Raw genomic sequence first — 22,756 nt, forward strand, 5'->3', positions numbered from 1 at the left:
TTTTGAAATATTAATCTTATATGCTGAATATCAGTATATTACACAATTTTTTTGATTTATTTATGAACAATTTATTTAACAATTTTAATAGCACAACGGGTTAGTTTAATTATTTAAGTGTTATAATTAATGGTGCGAGTTCGTATCTATTACCGGTAGTATCACTGCAGATGATATATTCAATATAAACTTTTTCGCCGGGGTTTTTAGTTAACAATATTTTTTTTTGTTGCTCAGTGAACTTATTGCTATGGCTATTAATTTGGACAAGGTCATTATTACTATTTACTTTTGCAGTCAAAGTAAATTCAATGATTACATAATTGGAATCAGCAGTTAAAACAGAATCTTTACACAATTCCACTGCTTTAATTTCTCCATTATTAACACCATTTATAAATGCGGTAGTTACATATTTTTTCCCATTGTTTGGGTTATTATTTTGTGCTGTTGCAACACATGCAAAACACAAGAATAAAATTGATGAGAAATATTTTATATAAACTTTCAACATTTTTTTTTTGTAAAATAAAATACATTTTAATAAAAGCCAAAATTATTTATTCAGGAACGGAAAACTGTAGCCGGTTATTCCAAGTTCTTTTACTAATTGAATAATGTCTTTTTGAAGGGATTCATTGATTGCAAGCCCTTTGTTTTTTCGTTCCAGCCATGCCAGGTGTTCTTTTTCTCCGGCGGTATAAATGCGGTTTTGCCCGGGCATTTTTTTTGAAGCGCGCAGCTCGCGTAAAATATTGCCTGTAATATGTTTAAACTCTTCAGGTTCGGTAAAGGCGCTGATGTCAATGGCAATAAAAAAATGTCCGAGCGGGTAGGGGACTTTTTTCCCGTTTTCATATCCCAGCAGCATTTTCATATAGCTGCCGCTTTGCAGGGCTGCAGAAAGTATTTCCACCACGGCAGCATAGCCATAACCTTTATAGCCAGCTGTATCTTCTCCCACACCTCCCAAAGGCGCCAGCGCTGCCTTCTCGGCTACCAGGTCTTTGAGAATTTCCTGAGCATTGGTTTTTGATTCTCCGTTTTCATCAATCACCCAGCCTTTAGGCACATCCTTTCCCTGCCGCGCATACAATTCTATTTTTCCTCGTTGTGTAACAGAAGTGGCGCAATCCAGCAAAAAGGGAAAATCTTCATCCGTTGGCATGCCGAAGGTCAGAGGGTTTGTCCCCAACATGTTTTCCACACCAAAAGTTGGTGCAATAGAAGGACGGGCATTGGTTCCCGTAATACCTATCATATTTTCTTTGGCGGCCATCAGCGCATAATACCCGGCAATGCCGTAATGTGTGGAGTTGCGAACCGCCACCATTCCCATGCCGGTTTTTTTTGCTTTGTCAATGGCAATTTGCATGGAGCGTTTTGCAATGACATGCCCCATGCCGTTATGCCCGTCAACCACAGCGGTGGCGGGACTTTCCCTAACAACTTCAAAATTGGTAACAGGATTTAAAATGCCCTCTTTGATACGGTCAAAATATATCGGTTTCAGTCGGTTAAAACCATGTGAGTCAATGCCGGATTTATCAGCGGTGATAAGTACTTCGGCGCATATTTTTGCATCATATTCCGGTACGCCGACTTTTATAAGAACTTCAGCCATGAAGCGTTCCATGATGTTGAAGTCAACGAAGTGTGTTTTTTGTGGAGTCATGTTTTTTTATTTTGATACGTATTTTTTTGCTATTAGCCATTAGCCATTGACTTGTTGCTTTTGGCCATTAGCTATTGGCTCTTGGCTCGTGGCCATTAGCTATTGGCTCTTGGCTCGTGGCCATTAGCTATTGGCTCTTGGCTCGTGGCCATTGGCTCTTGGCTCTTAGCTCGTGGCCATTGGCTAGTGGCTAGTGGCTAGTGGCTAGTGGCTATTTTTATTGTAGGGCAAAGGTAAAATTTTATTGTTGGAGGTATTGTTTTAAATGTGAATAAAAAAATCATTCAAAAAATAATAATAAGTAAAATTTGTGTAATTTTATGATTGGAAATTATTGCCGTTGTATCCTGTTGCTAAATTTGTAGATACTTATTTAGTTGAATATGTGCACTTTAAGTTGTTAAAATTAAGTAAATGCAATAAAGAACTAAAGTGAAAATATACGTAATACGCTAACACAGGTGTTGTGCTGTATAATATTAAGACTCTAATACATTAACTAAAGGAATTTACTAATAATTAAAAGTTATTGAGATATGGATGAAAAAATTATTTGGAGCATTGGTTTTGTGCTAATAGTCATACTATTATGTGTTTTAAAACCTAACATTGGCCGAATTTTTCTTGGGATTTTTTATTTGATAATGGCAATAGGGATTAATATAGTTAATGCAATTACCAATCCGCAATCTACTATTCAAATGGGAGAGGCTTCACTCCTGAAGTTCTATAGAACAATATTTTCTGAAATTGTATCAAAGGCTCCTGAATTTTTTATCTTAGTTATAGCATTATTTCAGATTACTATGGGATTATTGATTCTTAATAAGCATAAAAAAGTAAAACTTGGACTAATTGGAACATCAATTTTTTTAATTCTTATAACTCCATTTGGTTATATTCAGATACCTTGGTTAGGAATTGCTGCAATACAGCTATATTTGTTGAGAAAGGATTTTGATAAAACTTTTATTGAAATCATTGGCTCAGCTTTTCATAGATAAAAAAGTATTAATTATGCGCCATAACACACACTTGGAAATAACTGGGCAGTAACGTACAACTTGACAATTAATACAACGTTCAAATATTTCAGTGGTTTAACACCAACTGCTACTAAATGCCCAGCTATTCCAAACGCCAATCATTACAAAATATTATGAAAAAATATATATCATTAACTTTAATACTTGCAATCACTTTTTCATGTTCAGATAAAATTGAAAAGGTGAATTTTAATTTTACGATCTCAGAACCATGCATGATTTTAAATTATGAACTTGACAATACAGTTGAAGGTAATTATATTTTAACAGAAGAGTTTCTGGACAATGATTCCAGTTTAATCATCAAAAACTTAAAAAAACTTTCTTTAGATTCTCTTTCAATTGAGAATTGGGTAATTGGTTGGGGTAGCAATAAGCCCTTGTTTGATGCAGGAGTGGAAAATATACGACAAATAAAAAAAATTGATTTTGACAAAAATAAAATATTCCTTGGGAAACTAATAAGAGGAACTGGATTTCCTGAAAAAAAACAGAGAGTTGTTTTATGGAATACAGCTCCTTCAGGCTTTAAAAATCACCTTAAAAAGCCAATAATTAATCCGAAAATATGGCCTCAATTCAGTGGTGAGAGCATAGGTTTTTCATCCATAGAATATGATAGCTTATTAAGAAAGTGGGTAATGATAGTAAATGAGGTTGACATCTCAAAGATTCAGATATACGCGGCTGTTTCAGATGATTTAGTGAACTGGGATGCAGCTAATGAAGGTGCCCCAATTCTGTCTGTTTCTGATTTTAAAAATTGTATTTGGGCAGGAATAGACAAATCAGGAAAAAACAAACAAACTCCATTTGTCTCTGATATTGTTCGAAATAACAATATCTGGTATTTATTTCTGGATGGGTATAGCTCTGACGGGAAAAGGCATATAGGTATGGCAACATCTAAGACCTCTTTAATCGGACCATTCGAGATATCTAAAAATCCCATTTTATCACCAGGTCGAAAAGGTGATTGGAATGATGAATCTGTATTTTATGCGAAAGTAAAAAAATATAAGGATGGATTTATTATGTTTTACGATGGAAGAAATTCTAAAGGCTATGAGAGAGTAGGTATGGCTTTTTCAAATGATTTAACTAGTTGGACTAATTCCGATAATAACCCTGTATTGGATCAGCATTATGGCTGGAGAAGCTCTGTCGGTTGTTCAGAGCCAAATTATATCGAAATAAGAGGCGACAGTATTTTCTTAATGGTAGCAGGTGTTAAGAAATTTAAAATGGGAGCTTGGCACCATTACATAACAAAACGAATGTATTTAGACAAATCAGGGAATGTTGATGATGCTCAATTGGGAGTCTATCTCTCAACTGATGGTGGTAACACTTTCAATCCTCATATAAATAACCCAATTTTTGTAAATGATTATTCTAACAAATACGAAAATGAACACATGGGGGGAAACTTTAAATTAATACAAACTGACACTGCTGAATTTATAATTTATCAAGCAAAATCCTCTTACGAAGGTTTAAAGTATAATATTTTATTAAGAATGCGCAAAAAGAAATAATGTTTTGTAACAGCGTGTATTTGGCAATAGCGGGTGAAGTGGTAAATAGAAAGTATATGCTTCTAAGAAACATTGTGCAAAACGGAAAGTGAAGTGCTTCTAATCCGCTATTGCCACATACGCGTGAACCGTTATTTCGGAAACTTAAAATAAACCATATTTATGGTTATGGTTTTGTTTTTACCGGGATATAAAAAATTGGTCTGGGCAAAGGAAGGCGGGCCAAGGTTGCTGGCTATATTATTTGAAAACCCGTAGCCTTCCGTGGGGATATTCATTTTATTCGTATTCAGGATACCGTTATTATCTTCGTCATGAAATACGGCCACTGCATAAAGGCCTTTGGGTAAGGAGTCGAAAGGAATCATCATACTGAATGCGTTCACAGGGATAATCATTCCTTTGAAAATCGGCCCTTTATTCATAAAGCTGTTCATGTTGTTGAAAATAGCAATATTGATGGTGCCGATTATTTTAGTGATATTCTTAACAAAAATATTCAGTTTACCGTGCAGGGAGTCAAACACAGGAATGCTGTCTTTTATACTAATAATAGGTACAGGCGGGGGAAAAATATTTTCTGTGTTTTGCGGATTGCTGTCGCCGGGCAACACAGGGAAATTCTGACCGTATGACAGGCTTATTGCCATGAACAGAAGAACCGAAAGTGTTATTTTATGTTGCAAAAAAAACATATCAAATAATGCAGATGCAAAATTACAAAATTAAATTGAAATTTTTAAGCCGTCATAAGCAAGGGACACATGCTCAGGTAGTTTTTTTTCTATGTCGCTGTGTTTTCCCATCAGGTGGCTGATATGTGTCAGGTATGCTTTTTTCGGTTGAAGTTCCTCAATCAAAAATAATGCCTGTTCCAGATTATAATGCGAATGATGTGGTTTTATGCGTAATGCGTTGACGGCCAGAACATCAAGCTGCAGTAACTTTTTCTTTTCCCGGATATGGATGTCGCTGGCATCGGTCAGGTAAGCAAAAGAACCGATACGGTATCCGAAAATCTTAAGCATATAATGTTTGGCTTCAACCGGTATGATGTTAATTCCTTTTACGGTAAACGCTTCGTTACGGATATCATGTTGAATGATTTTGGGAACGCCCGGGTATTTGTTTTTGCTGAACACATAATCAAATTCTCTTCTGATGATACGGTTTACCGAAGCCCGTGCATAAACATCCATGGCGCAGTTTTGTATAAAATTGAAAGCCCTGATATCATCGAGGCCGGCAGTATGGTCTTTATGCTCATGGGTAAGGATAACGGCGTCAAGTTTTTTTACTTTTTCGCGCAGCATTTGCTGGCGGAAATCCGGTCCGGTGTCAATAACAAAAGTTACTTCCGATGTTTCAACAAGTAATGATGAGCGCAGGCGTTTGTCGCGGGGGTCATCCGAAAGGCAGGTTTCACAATTGCATGTAATGACAGGAACTCCCTGGGATGTCCCTGTACCGAGAAAAGTAACGTACATTTTTTAAGGGATAATAATTTTGCGGGTGATGGTGTTTTTTTCATTGTTGATTTGCAGCAGATAAATTCCGCCCGGGATGTCTCCTATATCCAAACGGTTAATATTGCCGCAATTTTGCCATTCTTTCAAAATCTTTCCGTTGATGCCGCAAAGTTTGATGCTGCATGTTGATATTTCCGGAAGCAGCACGTTGAGTGTTTCCTTTGCAGGGTTGGGATAAATGCTGATGTTTTCTTCTGCATCATCGCTGATTCCAGAAATAAGTAATTCGGGGTTAAACTTAAAAATCCAGCCGTCAACCATACCGTAATTTGCCGGCACATGGCCATTTGTGGATTCGGAGCAAGTGGCAACGACCATTTCATTGGATGGCGTTAGAAATGAAGAAGAAAGGCAGAACTCATACACCCCGTCCATACCGGTGCCGCCAAAGGGGTAAATGCCTTTAATGTTGAGATCTAAATCATAAATGGCTACAAAAACATCGCTGCTGCCATGATTTCCGGTGAAAATGCCTGCATTGGAAATGCTGACTATGGTAGCCAGCAACAAAGTATCACCATACCTGATGATGTCGGTAAGCATTTCCATGCTGTTCCCCGAAATGAAGACAATTGTGTCATAATCGGTATTGCCGTCAAAACGTACAATGTATCCGGCATGGTTGTCGTTATTGGCATCAAATTCCATTTCCGTTGAATTGGTGAATCCTCCAGCAAATAACAGATTGTCGTTAATGGCAACCAGTGCCAAAGGATAGGTATTGCTGTCGCCCTGAATAATGCGTTCATCCAGTTGATTTCCTGTTGAGCTTAGTTTTAACAGCCATGGGTTGTAATTTCCTGACACTTTGGTTTGCCCGAAAGCAAATATATTTCCGTTGGGAGTTAAAGCCATTTTAAATAAGCCTTCATCGGCAGCGCTTCCAAAACAATGTCCCCAGGACAATGTACCTGTGTTAGAGTACCTCACCACAAACCCGTCTTCCCCCCCATGGTTTTCACTATAAATTCCATTTGTTGAACTGGATTTGCCTGCCACGATGTATCCTTCATCCGGAGGCAGTAAAAGGTCGTAACCGTAATCAGCATCGAAACCGCCGATATTGATTCCGGTACTCAGCAGGGTGTCGGAGCCTAATGTTTTTAGCCAAATATCTGAAGAACCGTTGTAATTTGGAAAATCAGTGGTGCCGAATGAATTGGAGTTGATGAGAAAGGTGTATAGAGTGTCGCTGTTTTGTACCACATCTGTTACATAATCGTCAAAAGTGCCGTCAAGGGTTTTGGAATAAAAAGTTGAACCATCGGCATTTTTTATATAAATCCATGCATCAACACCTCCGTGGTTTGTTGTTATATCGTGATTTGTGGAACGGGTATTTCCCACAAAGGTGTATTTGTTTTCTTTTCCGTAACAACAGTTTTCCAGTATATCCATGTTATTTCCTCCGCAATTGAGTGACCATATCGGACTGAGTTGTGCCTGAGAAAATAATGACAGGACCAAAAAGGATAAGAGGGTGGATAGTTTTTTCATGTTTTATGATTTTTTATGTTTAACAAAAATAGATTTTTTTGTCAATAAAACAATAGATTTTGGTTTGTTAATTCACAGTAGGGTTAAAGCCTTTATTGAATGTGTTGGTATCCGTTATTAACAGAGGCTGCCTCGAAGGTTTAAATTGTTGGCTTTACCTTTGTGATTACCTTAGTGTGTACTTTGTGTTCTTTGTGTTTCAACAATTTATATTTACCACAATGTTAACCTCAAAGCCTGCCTGACAGCGAGGCAGGGACTGCACAAAGGTGCACAAAGTGATTTTGAGACAACCTCTATTAATTATTTCCAAACAACAGGTTTCAGCCCTGAAAAATGAATTTTGAATATTAATTTACACAGGTATGTTTAGTAATTCATAAATTTGCATGATAAAAAAATCAAGATGCAGCATTTTAAAACTATTGACATTTTTTCACTGACCGAAAACGCTTTTGCAATGCTCGACAAGGACTGGATGCTGGTTGCTGCGGGCACAAAAGATAATTACAACATGATGACGGCTTCCTGGGGCGGCTTTGGTGTTTTGTGGAAAAAACCCGTTGCCTTTGTTTTTATACGTCCTCAGCGGCATACATACCAATTTGTTGAAAGCAATGACTATCTTACTTTGTCATTCTTTTCGGAAAAATACCGGGATATTTTGACTTTGCTGGGAACCAAATCCGGAAAAGAGATTAATAAAATGAACATTGAAGGCCTGAGTGTTGTTGAAACTTCTTTGAAGAATATTTCATTTCAGGAATCACGTTTGTTTTTTGAATGCAAAAAGCTTTATCACGATGATATCAAACCTGCACACTTTCTCCTTCCCGAGATTGACAAAAATTATCCCATTAAAGATTATCACCGTATGTATATTTGCGAAATAATAAATGCCTTTAAAGCGGAATAATGGAATTACAAATTATTTTTCAACGCTTGAAAAAAATAATGGATGGCTACGCCCCGCCACTTACCGTAACAACGTCAACAGAAAGCCGTTACGACCTTTGGTCTAAAAAGAAAGTAACATGGCTTGGAAGAAAATATCCCGAATTTTATTTTGGCGGACTTGTTTTAAAGCCAAAGTATGTAGCGTTTTATCTCATGCCGGTTTATATTTTCCCTGAATTACTTGAACAAATGCCGGAACATCTTGAAAAATGCATGACCGGAAAATCATGTTTCCATTTTAAAACTGCGGATGAAAAAATAATTATAGATTTAGAAAATCTGATAAAAAGTAGCTTTGCGATATACAAAAAGAAAGATTTTCTCGTTTCATCTGAATAAAAATAATTTTAATGTTTGAAAAATTAAGAACATATTTTCTGAACAACGAAATAAAAAACAAACTTCCTAAAATTGTAAGGGAAAAGAAACTTACCCATCCTGACTATGCAAAAACTATAGGAATTATTTATACCGTTGGCGAAGAGAACGAATATGTTGCCATAACCAATTTTGTGAGCAGGCTGCAGGCCGGGAAAAAAGAAGTAAGGACCCTGGGCTGGGTAAATTATAAGAACCTTCCACATTATTGCTATCCGCGACTGATGTTCGATTACGTTACTAAGAAAAATATAAACTGGTATCAAAAACCGCTGGGAGAAAAAGTGGTGGATTTTATCAATAAAGATTTTGATATCCTTATGAATATTGATAACTCTGATAATCCCTCACTGGCTTATGCAGCAGCGCTTTCGGCGGCAAAATTAAAAGTTGGTGTTTTTTCCGAAACCAACCGGAAATTTTATGACCTCATGATTTCTCTGGAAGAGAAGCCCGAACCTATAGTTCTGGCGCAGCAGATGCTGGAGCAGATTGCCATGTTGGGAAGCAAACAGGCTGCTGAATAGTATTGTCTTATTCTGAACAACCTTTTTTTTCTTATCTGCGTCTTATTGTTAAATTTTAGCTAAACATAAAGACGAAACGATAAAGTTTCGTAATTTTCGGAAAAATTTCAAATACGTATGAGGACATTTGTAGTTTATATATTCTTGTTGTTTGTAGTGAATTTTCTGTTTGCGCAGCAAGATAATAAAACCCAGATTAAAGATAAGCAGGCACTGCAAATATTGCAACAACACGGGGAAATTGTTATTAAATTTAATGTGGCTACTAAAGCAGAGATTAATAATGACCTAACTCAGATAATGTCCATTGATTATGTAAAAGAATTATCTGATGGTCAAGGGTATGAAGTCCGTGCTTATGCTAATATGAATGAATTTCAGCAGTTTTTAACAAGAAATCTGCCTTATGAAATAGTTAATAAAAGTAGCGCCAAGGCAGTTACTATGGCTACTACCATTGCTGAAATGCTCAATTGGGACAGGTATCCGACATATAGTGTTTACGAACAAATGCTGGCAAATTTTGCCAGCACTTATCCTACTTTATGCGATATTGACACTATTTTGTCACCAACTCCTTCAGGCAATTATAAAATTCTGATTGCTAAAATATCGGATAATGTTAATACAGCTGAAAACGAGCCGCAATTTCTTTATTCTTCGTCAATGCACGGAGATGAAACGACCGGTTATTATTTGATGCTTAGACTAATTAATTACTTACTGACAAACTATGGTTCTATTACTCAGGTGACAAATCTTGTAAATGGCGCCGAGATATGGATATGCCCTTTAGCTAATCCTGACGGTACATATTATGGTTCAAATCCTCCCGGCAGTGAAATTGTTACTTCATTTGGAGGAACACGGAGAGGCAATCAAGCGAATGTTGACCTGAACAGAAATTATCCTGACCCGAGTGCCGGCCAGCATCCGGATAATAACTCATGGCAGCCGGAAACAATAGCATTCATGGCATTTGCCAATGAACATCACTTTAATATGGGTGCAAATTTTCATGGAGGAGCAGAGGTTATGAATTATCCCTGGGATACTTGGGAAACTTCGGATAACCCTAATGCAGACGCAGCGTGGTGGGAGAGGGTATGCACAAATTATGTTACTACTGCAAGAACTGTAAATAGTTCGTATATGTCAAGCTATCCGGATGGTGTAACAGAAGGAGGCGACTGGTATGAGATTACAGGGGGAAGGCAAGACTACATGAATTATTTCAAACAATGCAGGGAGGTAACCATTGAGCTTGATTTTGAAAAAACTACACCCACAGAGAATGTAAATAATATGTGGAATTTAAATTATCAATCGCTTTTAGATTATATCCAGGAATCATTGTATGGCGTTCGTGGTATTATTACGGACTCCTGCAGCGGACAACCTATCCTGGCAAAAGTTTGGGTTAACGGCTATGACCAGGCAAACGACAGCTCGCAGGTTTATTCTGCTTTGCCCGTTGGAAATTATCATAAATACATGATAGCCGGTACATACAGCATAACTTATTCTGCACCCGGCTACACATCCAAAACAATAAATAATGTAGTATTGGCTAACGGGCAGGCTACTTATGAAAATGTTTATTTAGCCCCAACGGCATTGCCTGTAGCCGGTTTTACCGGAACATTAAACGATAGTTGCAGTGGTACGGTGCAATTTACCAATACTTCAATAGCGGCAAGTTCGTATATGTGGTTTTTTGGTGATGGCGCTACTTCTACCGATGTAAATCCAATTCACATTTATGCCGCCAACGGAACGTATACTGTAAAACTTAATGCATTTAACTGTAAAGGAGACGACTCACTGGTGCGAACCGATTATGTGGTTATTGACATGGCTGTTCCGCCTTCTGTTACGGATGGTTACCATTGCGGGCCTGGTATTGTTGAATTATCTGCTTCTGCCAATGGCAGTGTTAAATGGTACGATGCTGCTACGAGCGGTACATTATTAAACACAGGTAACACATACACAACGCCGTTACTAAATAATAGCACTACTTATTATGTGGAAAATGATGAAGTGCCTGCACCTGTTACAGGCGGGATGACATTTGTTGCCAGTGGAGGTAGTGGAACAAGCTCGGGCTCGCATTATCTTATTTTTAATGCCGATGTCCCTTTCACTCTTCAAACGGTAAAAGTCAATAATACTTCAGCAACAACTATTTCCAAAACTATCCGTTTATTGAATGCCTCAGATAATGTTATCAATAACCAGCAAATCACCCTAAGTATTCCTACGGGACCCCAAACTCTCACTCTTAACTTTTCAGTACCTGCTGGCACGAATATGCGTTTGAACTGTACCGAAGGAACTAATCTCTATCGTCATAGTAATGGAGTATCATACCCTTATACGATACCAAGCGTTTTATCAATAACAGGTAGTGATGCAGGAAATGCATACTATTATTACTTCTATGATTGGCAGGTACAACAAACAGGTTGTGTTAGTTTTCGAGTACCTGTTATTGCAAATATTTATGATGAGCCTTATGCTGAATTCAATAACAACATTGTTAATACAACGGTTACATTTACGAACAATTCTACGGGTGCTGCAAATTATTTCTGGGATTTCGGAGATGGCAATACCGGCAACGAAACTAATCCGCAGCACACATACACAGATAGTGGCACATATACGGTGATGCTTGTTGCAATCAATGGCGAATGTTATGATACGGTATATCATGATGTAAGTATTGCCCTGTCAGGCATTGCAGAAAATTGCCTGTCGCAACTGCTTGTGTTGCCTAATCCTGCAAGTGATTTTGTAATTCTTGATTTTGGCCAGCCCATCAATATTCCGGTTGAAATTAACATGTATGATGTTTCGGGGCAACTGATGTATCAGGAAAAGATGAATACCATTGAAAAAACACACGACATAAATATTTCTGCTTTGGCTGACGGGCTTTATATTTTAATGGTCAATACACCTGAACAAACAAAATATTTCAGGGTATCAAAAATACACTAGTTCACATTTGTTTTTTTTACGAACGGCCTGTATTCATCTCTCTTTCCGTTTTTTGTTAATAAATACATACACTATTTATAGATGATATTCCGTTCATATTTATAATTTTGCAGGGTAAAACATTTTCATGCCTCAGACCATACTTATCCTGGATTTTGGTTCGCAATATACCCAGCTTATTGCCCGCAGGGTACGCGAGCTCAATGTGTATTGCGAAATTCATCCGTACAATAAAATGCCTGATATCACTAAAGATATTAAAGGAGTTATTTTGTCCGGCAGTCCTTTTTCTGTGAGGCAGAAAGAAGCTCCGGCACCTATATTAAGCAATATAAAAGGGAAAATTCCTTTGCTGGCGGTTTGTTATGGAGCTCAATACCTGGCACATACAAATGGGGGAGAGGTAGCCCCATCACAGATACGTGAATACGGCAGGGCAAATCTGGATTATATTTCAAAAGAGGACAAACTTTTTTGTGGCTTAACACCCGGCTCACAGGTTTGGATGTCTCATGGAGACACTATATTGAAAATACCTGATAATTTCATTGTTACGGCAAGTACAGCAGAGGTGAAAGTTGCTGCATTTACAGTTGATGGCGAAGAAACCTACGGAATACAGTTTCATCCCGAAGTGTATCATTCTACGGATGGAATGAAATTGCTCAGTAATTTTATTGCAGGTATTTGTGGATGTTCACAGGACTGGACACCCGATTCCTTTGTGGATAGCTCTATCTCTTTGCTTAAGGAACAGCTTCAGAACGACAAGGTAGTACTGGGACTGTCGGGCGGTGTGGATTCTTCTGTGGCGGCGATACTTCTTAACAGGGCGATAGACAGCAACTTGTATTGCATATTTGTGGACAACGGTTTGTTGCGCAAAAATGAATTTGAAAGCGTGCTGGAAAATTATAAAAGTATGGGATTGAATGTTACCGGCGTCAGGGCGGGAGAGAAATTTTTACAGCATCTGAAAGGTGTAGTTGAGCCGGAAATGAAAAGAAAAATTATTGGAAAAACTTTTATTGAAGTATTCGACAGGGAAGCAGCAAAAATACAGGATGTGAAATGGCTGGCACAAGGTACGATATATCCGGATGTTATTGAGTCGGTGTCGGTGAAAGGCCCTTCAGCCACCATAAAATCCCATCACAATGTGGGAGGCTTGCCTGCATTTATGAAACTTCAGGTTGTGGAACCTTTGAAATCGCTTTTTAAAGATGAAGTCAGAAGGGTTGGTAAAACTCTCGGTCTGAGTGAAACGATACTGAGCCGCCACCCTTTTCCGGGCCCGGGGCTTGGAATACGCATTATCAGCGATATCACACATGAAAAGGTACAGATATTGCAGGAAGTGGACTACATTTTTATTGAAGGATTGAAAAACTCAGGTTTATATTCTCAGGTATGGCAGGCAGCAGCCATATTGCTTCCCATACAGTCTGTTGGAGTGATGGGTGACGAACGGACTTATGAAAATGTTGTTGCGCTTCGGGCAGTAACTTCAACCGATGGCATGACAGCCGACTGGGCGTATTTGCCGCATGAGTTTCTGGCAAGGGTTTCCAACGACATAATTAATAAAGTGAAGGGCGTGAACAGGGTCGTGTATGACATCAGTTCCAAGCCTCCTGCAACCATCGAATGGGAATAAATCATGAAAAATTATAAAAATATTACTTTCATAGTACTGATTTTTTTTATATTCGTTAGCTTTGCTGGGGCTCAGGAAATAGTTAAAAGCACCCGGACAGCAATGGTAGGTAATGTGGAATGTTACCTTCATAATGTGGAGCACGGGCAGACCATATACAGCATTTCAAAGGCTTATTCTGTGAATATTGAGGATGTTTATAAAGTGAATCCGGGTTCAAAAAAGGGAATTCAGGCAGGTTCTGTACTATATATTCCCGTAACAAAAAGCAAAGAAGATAAAAATTATATCATCCATCATGTTAAAAAGGGTGAAACGCTATATACGATTTCTTTCAATTATAATGTCAAGGTAGCGGATATATTAGCAGCAAACGAAGGCCTGACAGAGAAAATAAAAGCAGGTCAGGAGATTAAAATTCCAGTTTCTGCTAAACCCAAAGAAGAACCAAAAACATCTTTTTCCGGCAATCATATTGTTAAACAAGGTGAGACATTACTGTCTATAGCCAGGCAATATTTTCTTACCGTGGAAACCTTGAAAAAAAATAATCCGGGCTTAAGTGAAAATATCCAGATAGGCCAACTAATAAAAGTTCCTGTTGTTAGCGCTATCCGGGATACTATTCCCAAAGACACCCTGAAAAATTATGATTGTGGAAAAACCGGCATGCAGGAAACATACCGTATCGCTTTGATGATACCGTTTTATCTTGACCATTCATATAGTATTGATACAGCTGAAAGTAAATCATATGCCTCAACTCATAAGTCGCTGACATTTATCCAATTTTATGAAGGCGTGAAGATTGCGTTTGATAGTATCGGAAAAAGCGGAAGCTCTTTTATGATATATGTTTATGACGTGGCTGAAAACACAGACATGGCAGAATTATTAAAGAATAAGTTGGAACTAAAAAATATGGACCTTGTCATCGGCCCTTTTTTCATGAGTAATTTTGCTGTTGCTGCTGAATGGTGTATGCGCCATCAAATACCCATTGTAAATCCTTTTTCAAAAAAAGAAGATGCCATACAGGATAATACTTCCGCCTTCAAACTGATGCCTTCATACAGTGCACAGGCCGAAAAGGTGCTTTCTTTTATTTCGGCGACTTACCCGGATTGTAATATTACAATCGTGCACCGTAATGCGGACAGTTTGCTTTATAAGGCTTTTATTGAAAGGGCTGAAGCCCTGTCGGGCCAACAGGGAATTTTTACTTACAACATCGTAAATTATAGCAATGCGGGCTATTCTGGACTGGTTAAAACGTTATCTGATAACAAAACAAACATTATCATTACACTTGCCGATGGGGAAGCTTTTGTGGCTTCATACATACGCAGCCTGAACGAGCTTGCTTATAATAATAAAATAGTACTTTTTGGTATGCCCTCATGGGAGCAATATTTCAGCCTTGACCTCGAATATCTCATGAACCTGAACCTGCATATTTTTGGCCATAGCTTTGTGGATTATTCTTCAGCAGCCACGAAAAAATTTATTAAGAAGTTCAGGGAAAAATACCATACAGACCCTGACTATTTTGGGTTTCAGGGATATGATATAATGATGTATTTTGCCGGTGTTATAAAAAAATATGGTAAAGATTTCAGTTTATGCCTCAATAAATACAGCCCCGAACTGCTGGAAACTGGTTTCTCTTTTATCAAATCGGAAAACGGAGGTTTTGAAAATACATCCTGCATGATATACCGCTACGAAAACTACAAAGCCGTAAATGCCATTCAAAACCCAAAAAAAGACATACAACTTCTGGAAAAGAAAAAATAACTTAATTTCTTTATATAATTATTTCCGAGCTGTCGAGAGGGGTGTTGCTTATCATTTCCCTGATGTCGGCAATCATCTTTTTCGCCAGGGATTCTGCTTTGACTAACGAGTTACTTTCACAATATATACGTATGATGGGCTCCGTATTTGACTTTCTCAGGTGAACCCATCCTTCATCAATATCTATCCTGACACCATCGGTAGTATTGATAGGGTATTTCTTATACTTTTCTTTAATACTGTTCAAAATGGCGCTGATATCTTTATCTGTATTAACTTCCACTTTGTTTTTGGAGATAAAATAGTTAGGGTATTTGGCACGAAGCGCAGAACAGGATACTTTTTCCCTGGCAAGGTGAGAAAGAAAAAGCGCTATGCCGACCAAAGCATCTCTCCCGTAATGCAGCTCCGGGTAAATAACACCGCCGTTGCCTTCGCCGCCTATGACCGCCTTTTTCTTTTTCATGACTTCAACCACATTTACTTCTCCAACGGCCGATGTGAAATACTCCTGTTTATATTTCTTGGTGATGTCACGCAATGCTGAAGTTGACGAAAGGTTTGAGACGGTGTTGCCGGGAGTTTTTTTTAATACATAATCAGCCACAGCAACCAGTGTATATTCTTCGCCGAACATCTCTCCGTCTTCACAAACGATGGCCAGCCGGTCAACATCAGGGTCAACAACAAACCCCACATGTGATTTGTTTTTAATGACAGTCAGGGAAAGTTCACCGAGGTTTTCTGGCAAAGGCTCAGGGTTGTGGGGGAATTTCCCGTCAGGTTCGCAGTACAACTCTTGAACTGCATCTACTCCAAGCGCTTTTAGCAGGCGGGGTAACGCAATACTTCCTGTGGAGTTCACACAGTCAATTGTTAGCTTGAAGTTTGCTTTTTTTATGGCGGCAACATCAACAAGAGGAAGATTCAGAATTTTTTGAATATGTATATCAATAAGCGTTTCATTTTTTGAATATTTCCCGATTTTACCTACTTCACAATAAATTAGTTCCTCGTTTTCAGCAATGTTCAGTAACTTTTTCGCTTCTTCATTATTCAGAAATTCTCCTCTGGCATTAAGCAATTTAAGTGCATTCCAGTTTTCCGGATTGTGGCTGGCGGTGATGATGATGCCACCCTGTGCGTGGAGTTCGTTAACGGCTATTTCGGTAGTCGGTGTTGTTGTAAGCCCGATATCAACCACATCAATGCCCATGGACATCAGTGTCCCGCACACCAGATTGTTTATCATTTCGCCGGAAGTACGTGCATCACGGCCAACAACGACTTTACATGGAAATTTCCCCTGCGATATAAAAAAAGCATAAGCCCCGGTGTACTTTACTACATCACAGGGATTAAGCCCCTCGCCTGACTTCCCTCCTATAGTGCCTCTTATTCCGGAAATTGAACGTATCAATGTCATATTTACAAAATTAAAACAGGGACAAAATTAAATATATGTTAATAGAAACTTAGAAATATTCCGATTATTTTATAAAAATTTTCAACAGCTTTTTTTCTTTTTGTTGAAAAAAACATCAATATTTCTGAATAAATTATTAAATTTGTAGAACAAACACAGAAGCAGAGATGTCGGATTATTTTGATGAGCCGGAAAGTTTTGGCGATGTTGAAGATATAGAAGTGTCTTTACTGGTGAACCGTTTTGAAAATATGCTGAAGCATGAGAAACCGGTATTTTTTGATGTTTATGAATTTGTGGATATCATTGATTACTATCTGGAATCTGATAACACCGAAAAATCAAGGCTTGCGTTGCAGTATGCCATTGATTTGCATCCCGCTTCCGATACCCTGAAACTTCGTCAGGCGATGCATTATGCTTATCAAAATGAAAAAGATAAAGCTTTGCACATCCTCAAAAGCATCAACCCCTCATCAGACAAGGAATCCGAGCTGATTTTCACCCGGGCAAATATTTTCAGCCGGCTGAAAATGCATCACAATTCGGTAAGGGAGTTTCAGAAACTGATTCACGTTTGGGACGACCCCTCAGAAATTTACATGAATATTGCCTATGAATATGAAAATTCCGGCGATTACTTGAAAGCTATTCAATGCCTTAAGTCGGCGATAAAAAAAAATATCATCTGCGACAGCATGCTTTACGAATTGGGCTATTGCTTTGAGATGCTGAATAAAAAAGAAGAAGCCATCGATTTTTTTCAAAAATATATTGATAGCAACCCTTATTCCGAAGTGGCATGGTTTAATCTGGCCATAGCATTTAGCAATACGGGACAGTTTGAGAAAGCCATTGAAGCCAATGATTACGCAATTGCCATTGACGACAATTTCGCTTCGGCTTATTACAATAAAGCCTTTGCTTTGAAAGAATTAAAATGTTATAATCAGGCTGCGGAAACCTTCAAAGAATTGATTGCTGTTCAATACCAGGATGCGATGGTATATTATAATATTGGTGAATGTTATGAAAAGGAAGGCAACTGGAATAATGCCATTTTATATTATAACAAAGCCCTTGAACTGGATGAGTTCTTTGCCGAAGCTTGGGCAGGATTGGGATGTGTGTATGAAGAGATAGGAAACAACCCGAAAGCTTTGTTATATACCCAGAAAGCTGTTGAAGTGGAACCCATCAATGATGGATACTGGTATATTCTGGGTGACATACTGATGAAAATGGCTCAATATGAGCAGGCCTTGAAAGCATATTTGAAAGTAGCGGAGCTGATACCTAATCACAATGAAATATGGATTAATATTTCTGAAGCAAAATTCAGTATGGGCGAAACACACTCGGCTATTGAGGTTATCCTCAAAAGCATTAAACAACAACCTGATAACGCATCCTTATGCTATCGTCTTGCTGCCTATCTTGCTTATGCAGGCAGGGACAAAGAGGCAAATGAAGCATACAAACATGCGCTAACCCTTGACCCGGGCAAAAATGAAGAAGTGTTTTTATTTGCACCCGAATTAAGGTATCATCCGGCTTTTTCCTAAAACAGATGATGTAAAAAAAATTGATTTTTTGATTTAAAACACTTAAAAGTATTTTTTAGCCTAATGAGCTTATAAAAATGGCTAAATTTGGCGCAAATTTTAATTATGATTCTGATACAAAAAATTACTCAAACAATTGATACTACCAGAATGCTTGCTGCAGAGACACATTCAGGTATTACTGCATGGATAGCCAACTTTGCTACCAATTTTATTGAGACAACAGGTTATGCTGGCGTGATGATTTTGATGATGCTTGAGAGCATGGTAGCTCCTGTTCCCAGCGAGGCTGTAATGCCATTCGCCGGTTTTGCCATATATGAAGGGACACTCGGATGGGCCGGTGTAATTATTTTTAGCACGCTAGGAAGCATTATCGGTTCGCTGATTGGTTACTGGATGGGAGCTAAAGGAGGGAGGCCGCTTGTGGAAAAATGGGGAAAATATTTGTTACTCGATAAGCATGATCTCGATATAACAGAAAAATGGTTTAACAAACGCGGAGATATTACTGTTTTCGTCTGCCGTTTTATTCCTGTTGTGCGCCATGTAATCTCCATACCAGCAGGCATGGGGAAAATGAATCTGCTACGTTTTTCGATTTACACCATTATTGGCGCAGGCATATGGAATACCATTCTCTCTGTAGCAGGTTATTACCTTAGGGACAACTGGGGAGAGATTATGAAATACAGCCATATCATTGATTATGTGGTTGTGGCATTGCTATTAATTATTGTAATATATTACGGTTACAAACTTCACAAAAACAGGAAGAAATCAAAGTACGCAGAATAGATGCGCACATACGGATTAATTGGCTTCCCCCTCGGACATTCCTTTTCTGCAAAACTTTTCAACGAAAAATTTCTGCATGAAAATATTGAAGATGCGCAGTATAAATTATTCCCATTGAATGATATTGGGCAATTGCTTACCTTAATTGAACAAAATCAAATATCAGGATTTAATATTACTATTCCTTATAAGCAAGCTATCATTCCTTATCTGGACGAAATTGATGCCGAAGCAGCAGCAGCAAGAGCTGTAAACACTGTAAAGATTGAAACCCGAAATAATAAATTTTTTTTGAAGGGATATAACACCGATGTTTACGGTTTTAACAAATTACTTGAAAAGCAGAAACTGCCAAAGCAATACAAAGCGCTTATTTTGGGCACCGGTGGTAGTTCAAAGGCCGTATCGTATGTGCTAAAACAAAAAGAAATTGATTTTAGTTTGGTTTCGCGCACACCAATGTGTGATAAAATATTGTCTTATTCAGGAATAACTGAAAAAATAATTAATGAATATAAACTGATAATTAATACAACTCCCATGGGAATGTTTCCTGATGTGAATGCATTTCCTGACATTCCGTATTCTCTTATTACAAAAAATCATTGCTGCATTGACTTGATTTATAACCCGGAAGAAACAATTTTTTTAAAGAAATGCGCGGCACAGGGTGCTTGGGTGTGTAATGGAATGCCGATGCTGAAAGCACAGGCGGAGGCATCCTGGAAAATTTGGAATGAATAAAAAATAAAAAAAAATTAATAAGGGTTGCTTGAATTCAAATTAATAGTATCTTTGCACTCATAATTCAGGTCTGGTAGTTCAGTTGGTTAGAATACGTGCCTGTCACGCACGGGGTCGCGGGTTCGAGTCCCGTCCAGACCGCAAAAGGAAGCAAAAACAGCTTCCTTTTTTATTTTCTAAAACTCTATCCTGTATGATGCCAGTGGTATCAGCGGAAGGTCGTGGATGTATTCAATTTCGTTGGTATAAACATTATAACGTATGCCGGCCACATTTTTGCGGTCAAGGATGTTTCCCAGTTCCACAGCAAACTCATGTGAACAGCGTCTGGCATTCAGGCGGTAACGCATGCGAATGTCAATTTTTATAAAATCTTTTGTTTTCTTAGTGTAAGCCAGGGAGTCGATATACACTGCCCGGTGTTGCAGGGCCGATTGTTCCTCATCAATAGGAGTATAGCGCTGCCCGCCAACCTCAACGGCTTTGATGCTGAAACACAGTGAGCTGTTTTTCTTTTTGCCGATTTTAAATTCATAGCCTCCCAGCAGGTTGAACGCATAATTGCTGTTGAAGCGCGTATTGCGTTCCATTTTATTGCAGCCGTAATACTTTGAATCGTAAAGGGATGCTGTGAACAGTATGTAGTAACCTCTGCTCAGGAATTTTTCAATGGTAAGCTCTATGCCGTAATTTCTGCCTTTGCCTTTATTTACAAGCTCCTTATTGGCGAAAGCGTCATCGGTGTTGCTGAAATTTATCAGAGACAAGTAAGCAGCTTCCGGCGATACCGGTATGCTTGTCAAGTGCTGATAATACACTTCTGTTTTTGCACGCCACATCTCGGCAAAAAGCCAATCGTAGCTTAGCACGGCATGGTAGCTTTTGGTGAAATCAAGTGATGTGTTTGGATGGGTGGTGTCGCTTCCGGAAGTAACTTCGGAATAATATATCTGAGAAGGTTGTGATTGTCCGTGCAGGCCAAAGCCCAGCGATAAACTATGCAGGTTGTTCACGGCATACTTAAGTGCAAGCCTTGGCTCAAAGCTTAATCGGTTGTTGTTTAAAAGATATAAAGCATGAAATCCCGGTGTGAGCGTAATTTTTTCATTGATATTGTATTTGTATTGCAGATAAGCCTGAAGCAAATTCAGCGAGCCATTGTAATCGTTTACTGTGTATTTGGCAGGAGTTCCGCTATATGAATAATAATAAGTGTTGTCGTCAAAATTTTGGTTGCGGAAGATGATGCCGGCTCTGAAAATATGTTTTGTTGTTATTTTACTGTTGAATAATATGGAAACTATATTTGTTTGTTGTGATGTGGATTTCCTGTTTATTTTATACACTTCATAATCGGAGCCTGTGGAGTCTGTCAAATAATCGGGATTAAAATAGGAAGAGGCGATAATGGTTTTAAAATAGGAATTTTTTCCTGCGGGCATAAACCATGTTAGTGCACCGAAAGCCGAGCGGGAGCCTGAAATATCTCCGAATCGGTCGCCTGCATTATCCCATTGAGAAGAGTCTTTTTCGGGTCGGTAAACTGCCTTGCTGATGCCTCCCACACCGAAAAGCGAAATGTAGCCTTTTTTCAGAGGAAAATTCAGCTTAAAAGAAAGGTCCTGAAAATCGGGCACGGATTCCACGATTTTTATGCCGATAAGGCTGAGCAGCGAAACGGTTGAATAGCGGTACGATGCAAGATACGAGGCCTGTTTCCCTTTGATGAAAGGCCCTTCGGTGCCGAATTCCACGCCGTTGGCGCCAATTTGTGCAATGTATTCGCGTTTTTCGTTATTGCCGTTTCTCAGCTTCAGGTCGAAAACTGCCGAGGTGGCATTGCCGTATTCCGGGGCAAAAGCGCCGCTGGAAAAATCGGAGTTGTCGAGCAGGTTGTTGTTTATCATGCTGATGGCACCTCCCGAGCTGCCAACCTCTGCAAAATGGTTGGGGTTGGGGATTTCCACACCGTCGAGCCGCCACAAAACGCCCATAGGCGAATTGCCGCGCACCACAATGTCGTTGCGTTCGTCGGAAGGCATAGACACACCGGCAAAGTTGGCTGCCATGCGCGAAATATCGCCCCAGGAACCTGCGTATTTGTTGGTTTCTTCCACCGAAAATTGCCGGGTGCTGATGACAGCCATCTCATTGATGGTGTTTTGTTTTTTATTCCCGGCGGTGATGACCACCTCCTTACTGGTATAAATCTTTTCAGTAAGTTCTATGGTAAGTATCATTTCGTGTGCCGAACCGATTTCAATATTTTTTATGTAAAACTCTTCATAGCCAAGAAAGCTTACAGCGAGGCTCTGCCGGCCCACAGCTACGTTTTCGAGGCGGAATTTACCGTTGATATCTGTTGTTGTGCCACGTATGGGGTCGGTGTTCATCAGCACAACGTTGGCTCCCGGCAGGGGCATTTTTGTTTCTTTGTCAACTACAACACCCCTTATCGTTTGTGTGAGGTTTTGGGCAATACAAAAAATAGAAATACCTGAAATGAAGATAAATACTGCCAGCTGCCGCTTCAATTTTAGAGAATTTTTTCAAAGTTAAAAAAATATGTAAAATTTCCTGAATAAATAAAAACTACTTAATTTAGTGGAAAATTAA

The 22,756-nt window shown here is 38.8% G+C and carries 18 protein-coding genes and 1 tRNA gene; 12 read left to right on the forward strand and 7 right to left on the reverse strand.

Annotated features, from left to right (window positions below; all coding sequences use genetic code 11):
• Positions 1–109 precede the first annotated feature (109 nt).
• Both M0R16_09195 and M0R16_09200 read right to left on the reverse strand, forming a co-directional pair.
• The gene (locus M0R16_09195; protein MCK9613056.1) at positions 110–514 is read right to left on the reverse strand and encodes a hypothetical protein; all 405 of its coding nucleotides are present in this window, start codon (positions 512–514) and stop codon (positions 110–112) included.
• A gap of 42 nt (positions 515–556) precedes the next feature.
• Positions 557–1,675 carry an Ldh family oxidoreductase gene (locus M0R16_09200; GenBank protein MCK9613057.1) on the reverse strand — a complete coding sequence of 373 codons (1,119 nt, stop codon included), beginning with the start codon at positions 1,673–1,675 and terminating at the stop codon, positions 557–559.
• A 536-nt stretch (positions 1,676–2,211) separates the two neighbouring features.
• Here M0R16_09200 and M0R16_09205 point away from each other — a divergent pair.
• Positions 2,212–2,679, forward strand: a complete 468-nt coding sequence (locus M0R16_09205; GenBank protein ID MCK9613058.1) for a hypothetical protein — start codon at positions 2,212–2,214, stop codon at positions 2,677–2,679.
• A 155-nt stretch (positions 2,680–2,834) separates the two neighbouring features.
• On the forward strand, positions 2,835–4,259 hold the full coding sequence (locus M0R16_09210) for a hypothetical protein (protein MCK9613059.1): 1,425 nt from the start codon (positions 2,835–2,837) through the stop codon (positions 4,257–4,259).
• A gap of 131 nt (positions 4,260–4,390) precedes the next feature.
• On the opposite strand, the gene M0R16_09215 is transcribed toward M0R16_09210, so the two are convergent.
• Genes M0R16_09215 through M0R16_09225 form a run of 3 tightly spaced genes read right to left on the reverse strand, consistent with a single transcriptional unit; the run spans position 4,391 to position 7,285 of the window.
• Positions 4,391–4,945 (reverse strand): DUF2141 domain-containing protein, encoded by a 555-nt coding sequence (locus M0R16_09215; GenBank protein MCK9613060.1) that lies wholly within the window; start codon positions 4,943–4,945, stop codon positions 4,391–4,393.
• 39 nt (positions 4,946–4,984) lie between these two features.
• Positions 4,985–5,746 carry an MBL fold metallo-hydrolase gene (locus M0R16_09220; protein ID MCK9613061.1) on the reverse strand — a complete coding sequence of 254 codons (762 nt, stop codon included), beginning with the start codon at positions 5,744–5,746 and terminating at the stop codon, positions 4,985–4,987.
• Positions 5,747–5,749: 3 nt separating this feature from the next.
• Positions 5,750–7,285, reverse strand: a complete 1,536-nt coding sequence (locus M0R16_09225) for a T9SS type A sorting domain-containing protein (GenBank protein MCK9613062.1) — start codon at positions 7,283–7,285, stop codon at positions 5,750–5,752.
• Positions 7,286–7,691: 406 nt separating this feature from the next.
• Here M0R16_09225 and M0R16_09230 point away from each other — a divergent pair, with 406 nt between their 5' ends.
• The 6 genes from M0R16_09230 to M0R16_09255 all read left to right on the forward strand — a co-directional run bounded on the left by M0R16_09230 (position 7,692) and on the right by M0R16_09255 (position 15,607).
• Positions 7,692–8,201, forward strand: coding sequence for a flavin reductase (locus M0R16_09230; GenBank protein MCK9613063.1), 510 nt, complete (start codon positions 7,692–7,694; stop codon positions 8,199–8,201).
• On the forward strand, positions 8,201–8,581 hold the full coding sequence (locus tag M0R16_09235; GenBank protein MCK9613064.1) for a hypothetical protein: 381 nt from the start codon (positions 8,201–8,203) through the stop codon (positions 8,579–8,581). Before M0R16_09230 ends, M0R16_09235 begins: the two co-directional genes overlap by 1 nt.
• Positions 8,582–8,592: 11 nt before the next feature.
• On the forward strand, positions 8,593–9,147 hold the full coding sequence (locus tag M0R16_09240; protein ID MCK9613065.1) for a hypothetical protein: 555 nt from the start codon (positions 8,593–8,595) through the stop codon (positions 9,145–9,147).
• Positions 9,148–9,264: 117 nt separating this feature from the next.
• Positions 9,265–12,153 carry a PKD domain-containing protein gene (locus M0R16_09245; GenBank protein MCK9613066.1) on the forward strand — a complete coding sequence of 963 codons (2,889 nt, stop codon included), beginning with the start codon at positions 9,265–9,267 and terminating at the stop codon, positions 12,151–12,153.
• A gap of 127 nt (positions 12,154–12,280) precedes the next feature.
• Entirely contained in the window at positions 12,281–13,810 is a 1,530-nt protein-coding gene (guaA, locus tag M0R16_09250; protein MCK9613067.1) for a glutamine-hydrolyzing GMP synthase, read from the forward strand.
• A gap of 3 nt (positions 13,811–13,813) precedes the next feature.
• On the forward strand, positions 13,814–15,607 hold the full coding sequence (locus tag M0R16_09255) for a LysM peptidoglycan-binding domain-containing protein (protein MCK9613068.1): 1,794 nt from the start codon (positions 13,814–13,816) through the stop codon (positions 15,605–15,607).
• Between the two features lie 10 nt (positions 15,608–15,617).
• Here the strand turns inward: M0R16_09255 and glmM are convergent, their stop codons facing one another.
• Entirely contained in the window at positions 15,618–17,033 is a 1,416-nt protein-coding gene (gene glmM, locus M0R16_09260) for a phosphoglucosamine mutase (protein MCK9613069.1), read from the reverse strand.
• Between the two features lie 167 nt (positions 17,034–17,200).
• Here glmM and M0R16_09265 point away from each other — a divergent pair, with 167 nt between their 5' ends.
• From M0R16_09265 to M0R16_09280, 4 genes are all read left to right on the forward strand, one after another.
• Complete coding sequence (locus M0R16_09265) at positions 17,201–18,598, forward strand: tetratricopeptide repeat protein (protein ID MCK9613070.1); 1,398 nt, start codon at positions 17,201–17,203, stop codon at positions 18,596–18,598.
• Positions 18,599–18,703: 105 nt separating this feature from the next.
• Positions 18,704–19,396, forward strand: coding sequence for a DedA family protein (locus M0R16_09270; GenBank protein ID MCK9613071.1), 693 nt, complete (start codon positions 18,704–18,706; stop codon positions 19,394–19,396).
• Entirely contained in the window at positions 19,397–20,140 is a 744-nt protein-coding gene (locus M0R16_09275; protein ID MCK9613072.1) for a shikimate dehydrogenase, read from the forward strand. It begins immediately after the preceding gene.
• Positions 20,141–20,207: 67 nt separating this feature from the next.
• Positions 20,208–20,281 (forward strand) — tRNA-Asp (locus M0R16_09280).
• Between the two features lie 35 nt (positions 20,282–20,316).
• On the opposite strand, the gene M0R16_09285 is transcribed toward M0R16_09280, so the two are convergent.
• Positions 20,317–22,674 (reverse strand): TonB-dependent receptor, encoded by a 2,358-nt coding sequence (locus tag M0R16_09285; GenBank protein ID MCK9613073.1) that lies wholly within the window; start codon positions 22,672–22,674, stop codon positions 20,317–20,319.
• Positions 22,675–22,756 lie beyond the last annotated feature (82 nt).

The sequence above is a fragment of the Bacteroidales bacterium genome (assembly GCA_023228145.1).
Taxonomy (GTDB): domain Bacteria; phylum Bacteroidota; class Bacteroidia; order Bacteroidales; family CAIWKO01; genus CAIWKO01.

Coding starts and splice junctions, on each gene's coding strand:
- M0R16_09195 (MCK9613056.1), bottom strand. CDS start 514: ATGTTGAAAGTTTATATAAAATATTTCTCATCAATTTTATTCTTGTGT.
- M0R16_09265 (MCK9613070.1), top strand. CDS start 17,201: ATGTCGGATTATTTTGATGAGCCGGAAAGTTTTGGCGATGTTGAAGAT.
- glmM (MCK9613069.1), bottom strand. CDS start 17,033: ATGACATTGATACGTTCAATTTCCGGAATAAGAGGCACTATAGGAGGG.
- M0R16_09235 (MCK9613064.1), top strand. CDS start 8,201: ATGGAATTACAAATTATTTTTCAACGCTTGAAAAAAATAATGGATGGC.
- M0R16_09255 (MCK9613068.1), top strand. CDS start 13,814: ATGAAAAATTATAAAAATATTACTTTCATAGTACTGATTTTTTTTATA.
- M0R16_09225 (MCK9613062.1), bottom strand. CDS start 7,285: ATGAAAAAACTATCCACCCTCTTATCCTTTTTGGTCCTGTCATTATTT.
- M0R16_09245 (MCK9613066.1), top strand. CDS start 9,265: ATGAGGACATTTGTAGTTTATATATTCTTGTTGTTTGTAGTGAATTTT.
- M0R16_09270 (MCK9613071.1), top strand. CDS start 18,704: ATGATTCTGATACAAAAAATTACTCAAACAATTGATACTACCAGAATG.
- M0R16_09210 (MCK9613059.1), top strand. CDS start 2,835: ATGAAAAAATATATATCATTAACTTTAATACTTGCAATCACTTTTTCA.
- M0R16_09275 (MCK9613072.1), top strand. CDS start 19,397: ATGCGCACATACGGATTAATTGGCTTCCCCCTCGGACATTCCTTTTCT.
- M0R16_09230 (MCK9613063.1), top strand. CDS start 7,692: ATGCAGCATTTTAAAACTATTGACATTTTTTCACTGACCGAAAACGCT.
- M0R16_09200 (MCK9613057.1), bottom strand. CDS start 1,675: ATGACTCCACAAAAAACACACTTCGTTGACTTCAACATCATGGAACGC.
- M0R16_09205 (MCK9613058.1), top strand. CDS start 2,212: ATGGATGAAAAAATTATTTGGAGCATTGGTTTTGTGCTAATAGTCATA.
- M0R16_09240 (MCK9613065.1), top strand. CDS start 8,593: ATGTTTGAAAAATTAAGAACATATTTTCTGAACAACGAAATAAAAAAC.
- guaA (MCK9613067.1), top strand. CDS start 12,281: ATGCCTCAGACCATACTTATCCTGGATTTTGGTTCGCAATATACCCAG.
- M0R16_09220 (MCK9613061.1), bottom strand. CDS start 5,746: ATGTACGTTACTTTTCTCGGTACAGGGACATCCCAGGGAGTTCCTGTC.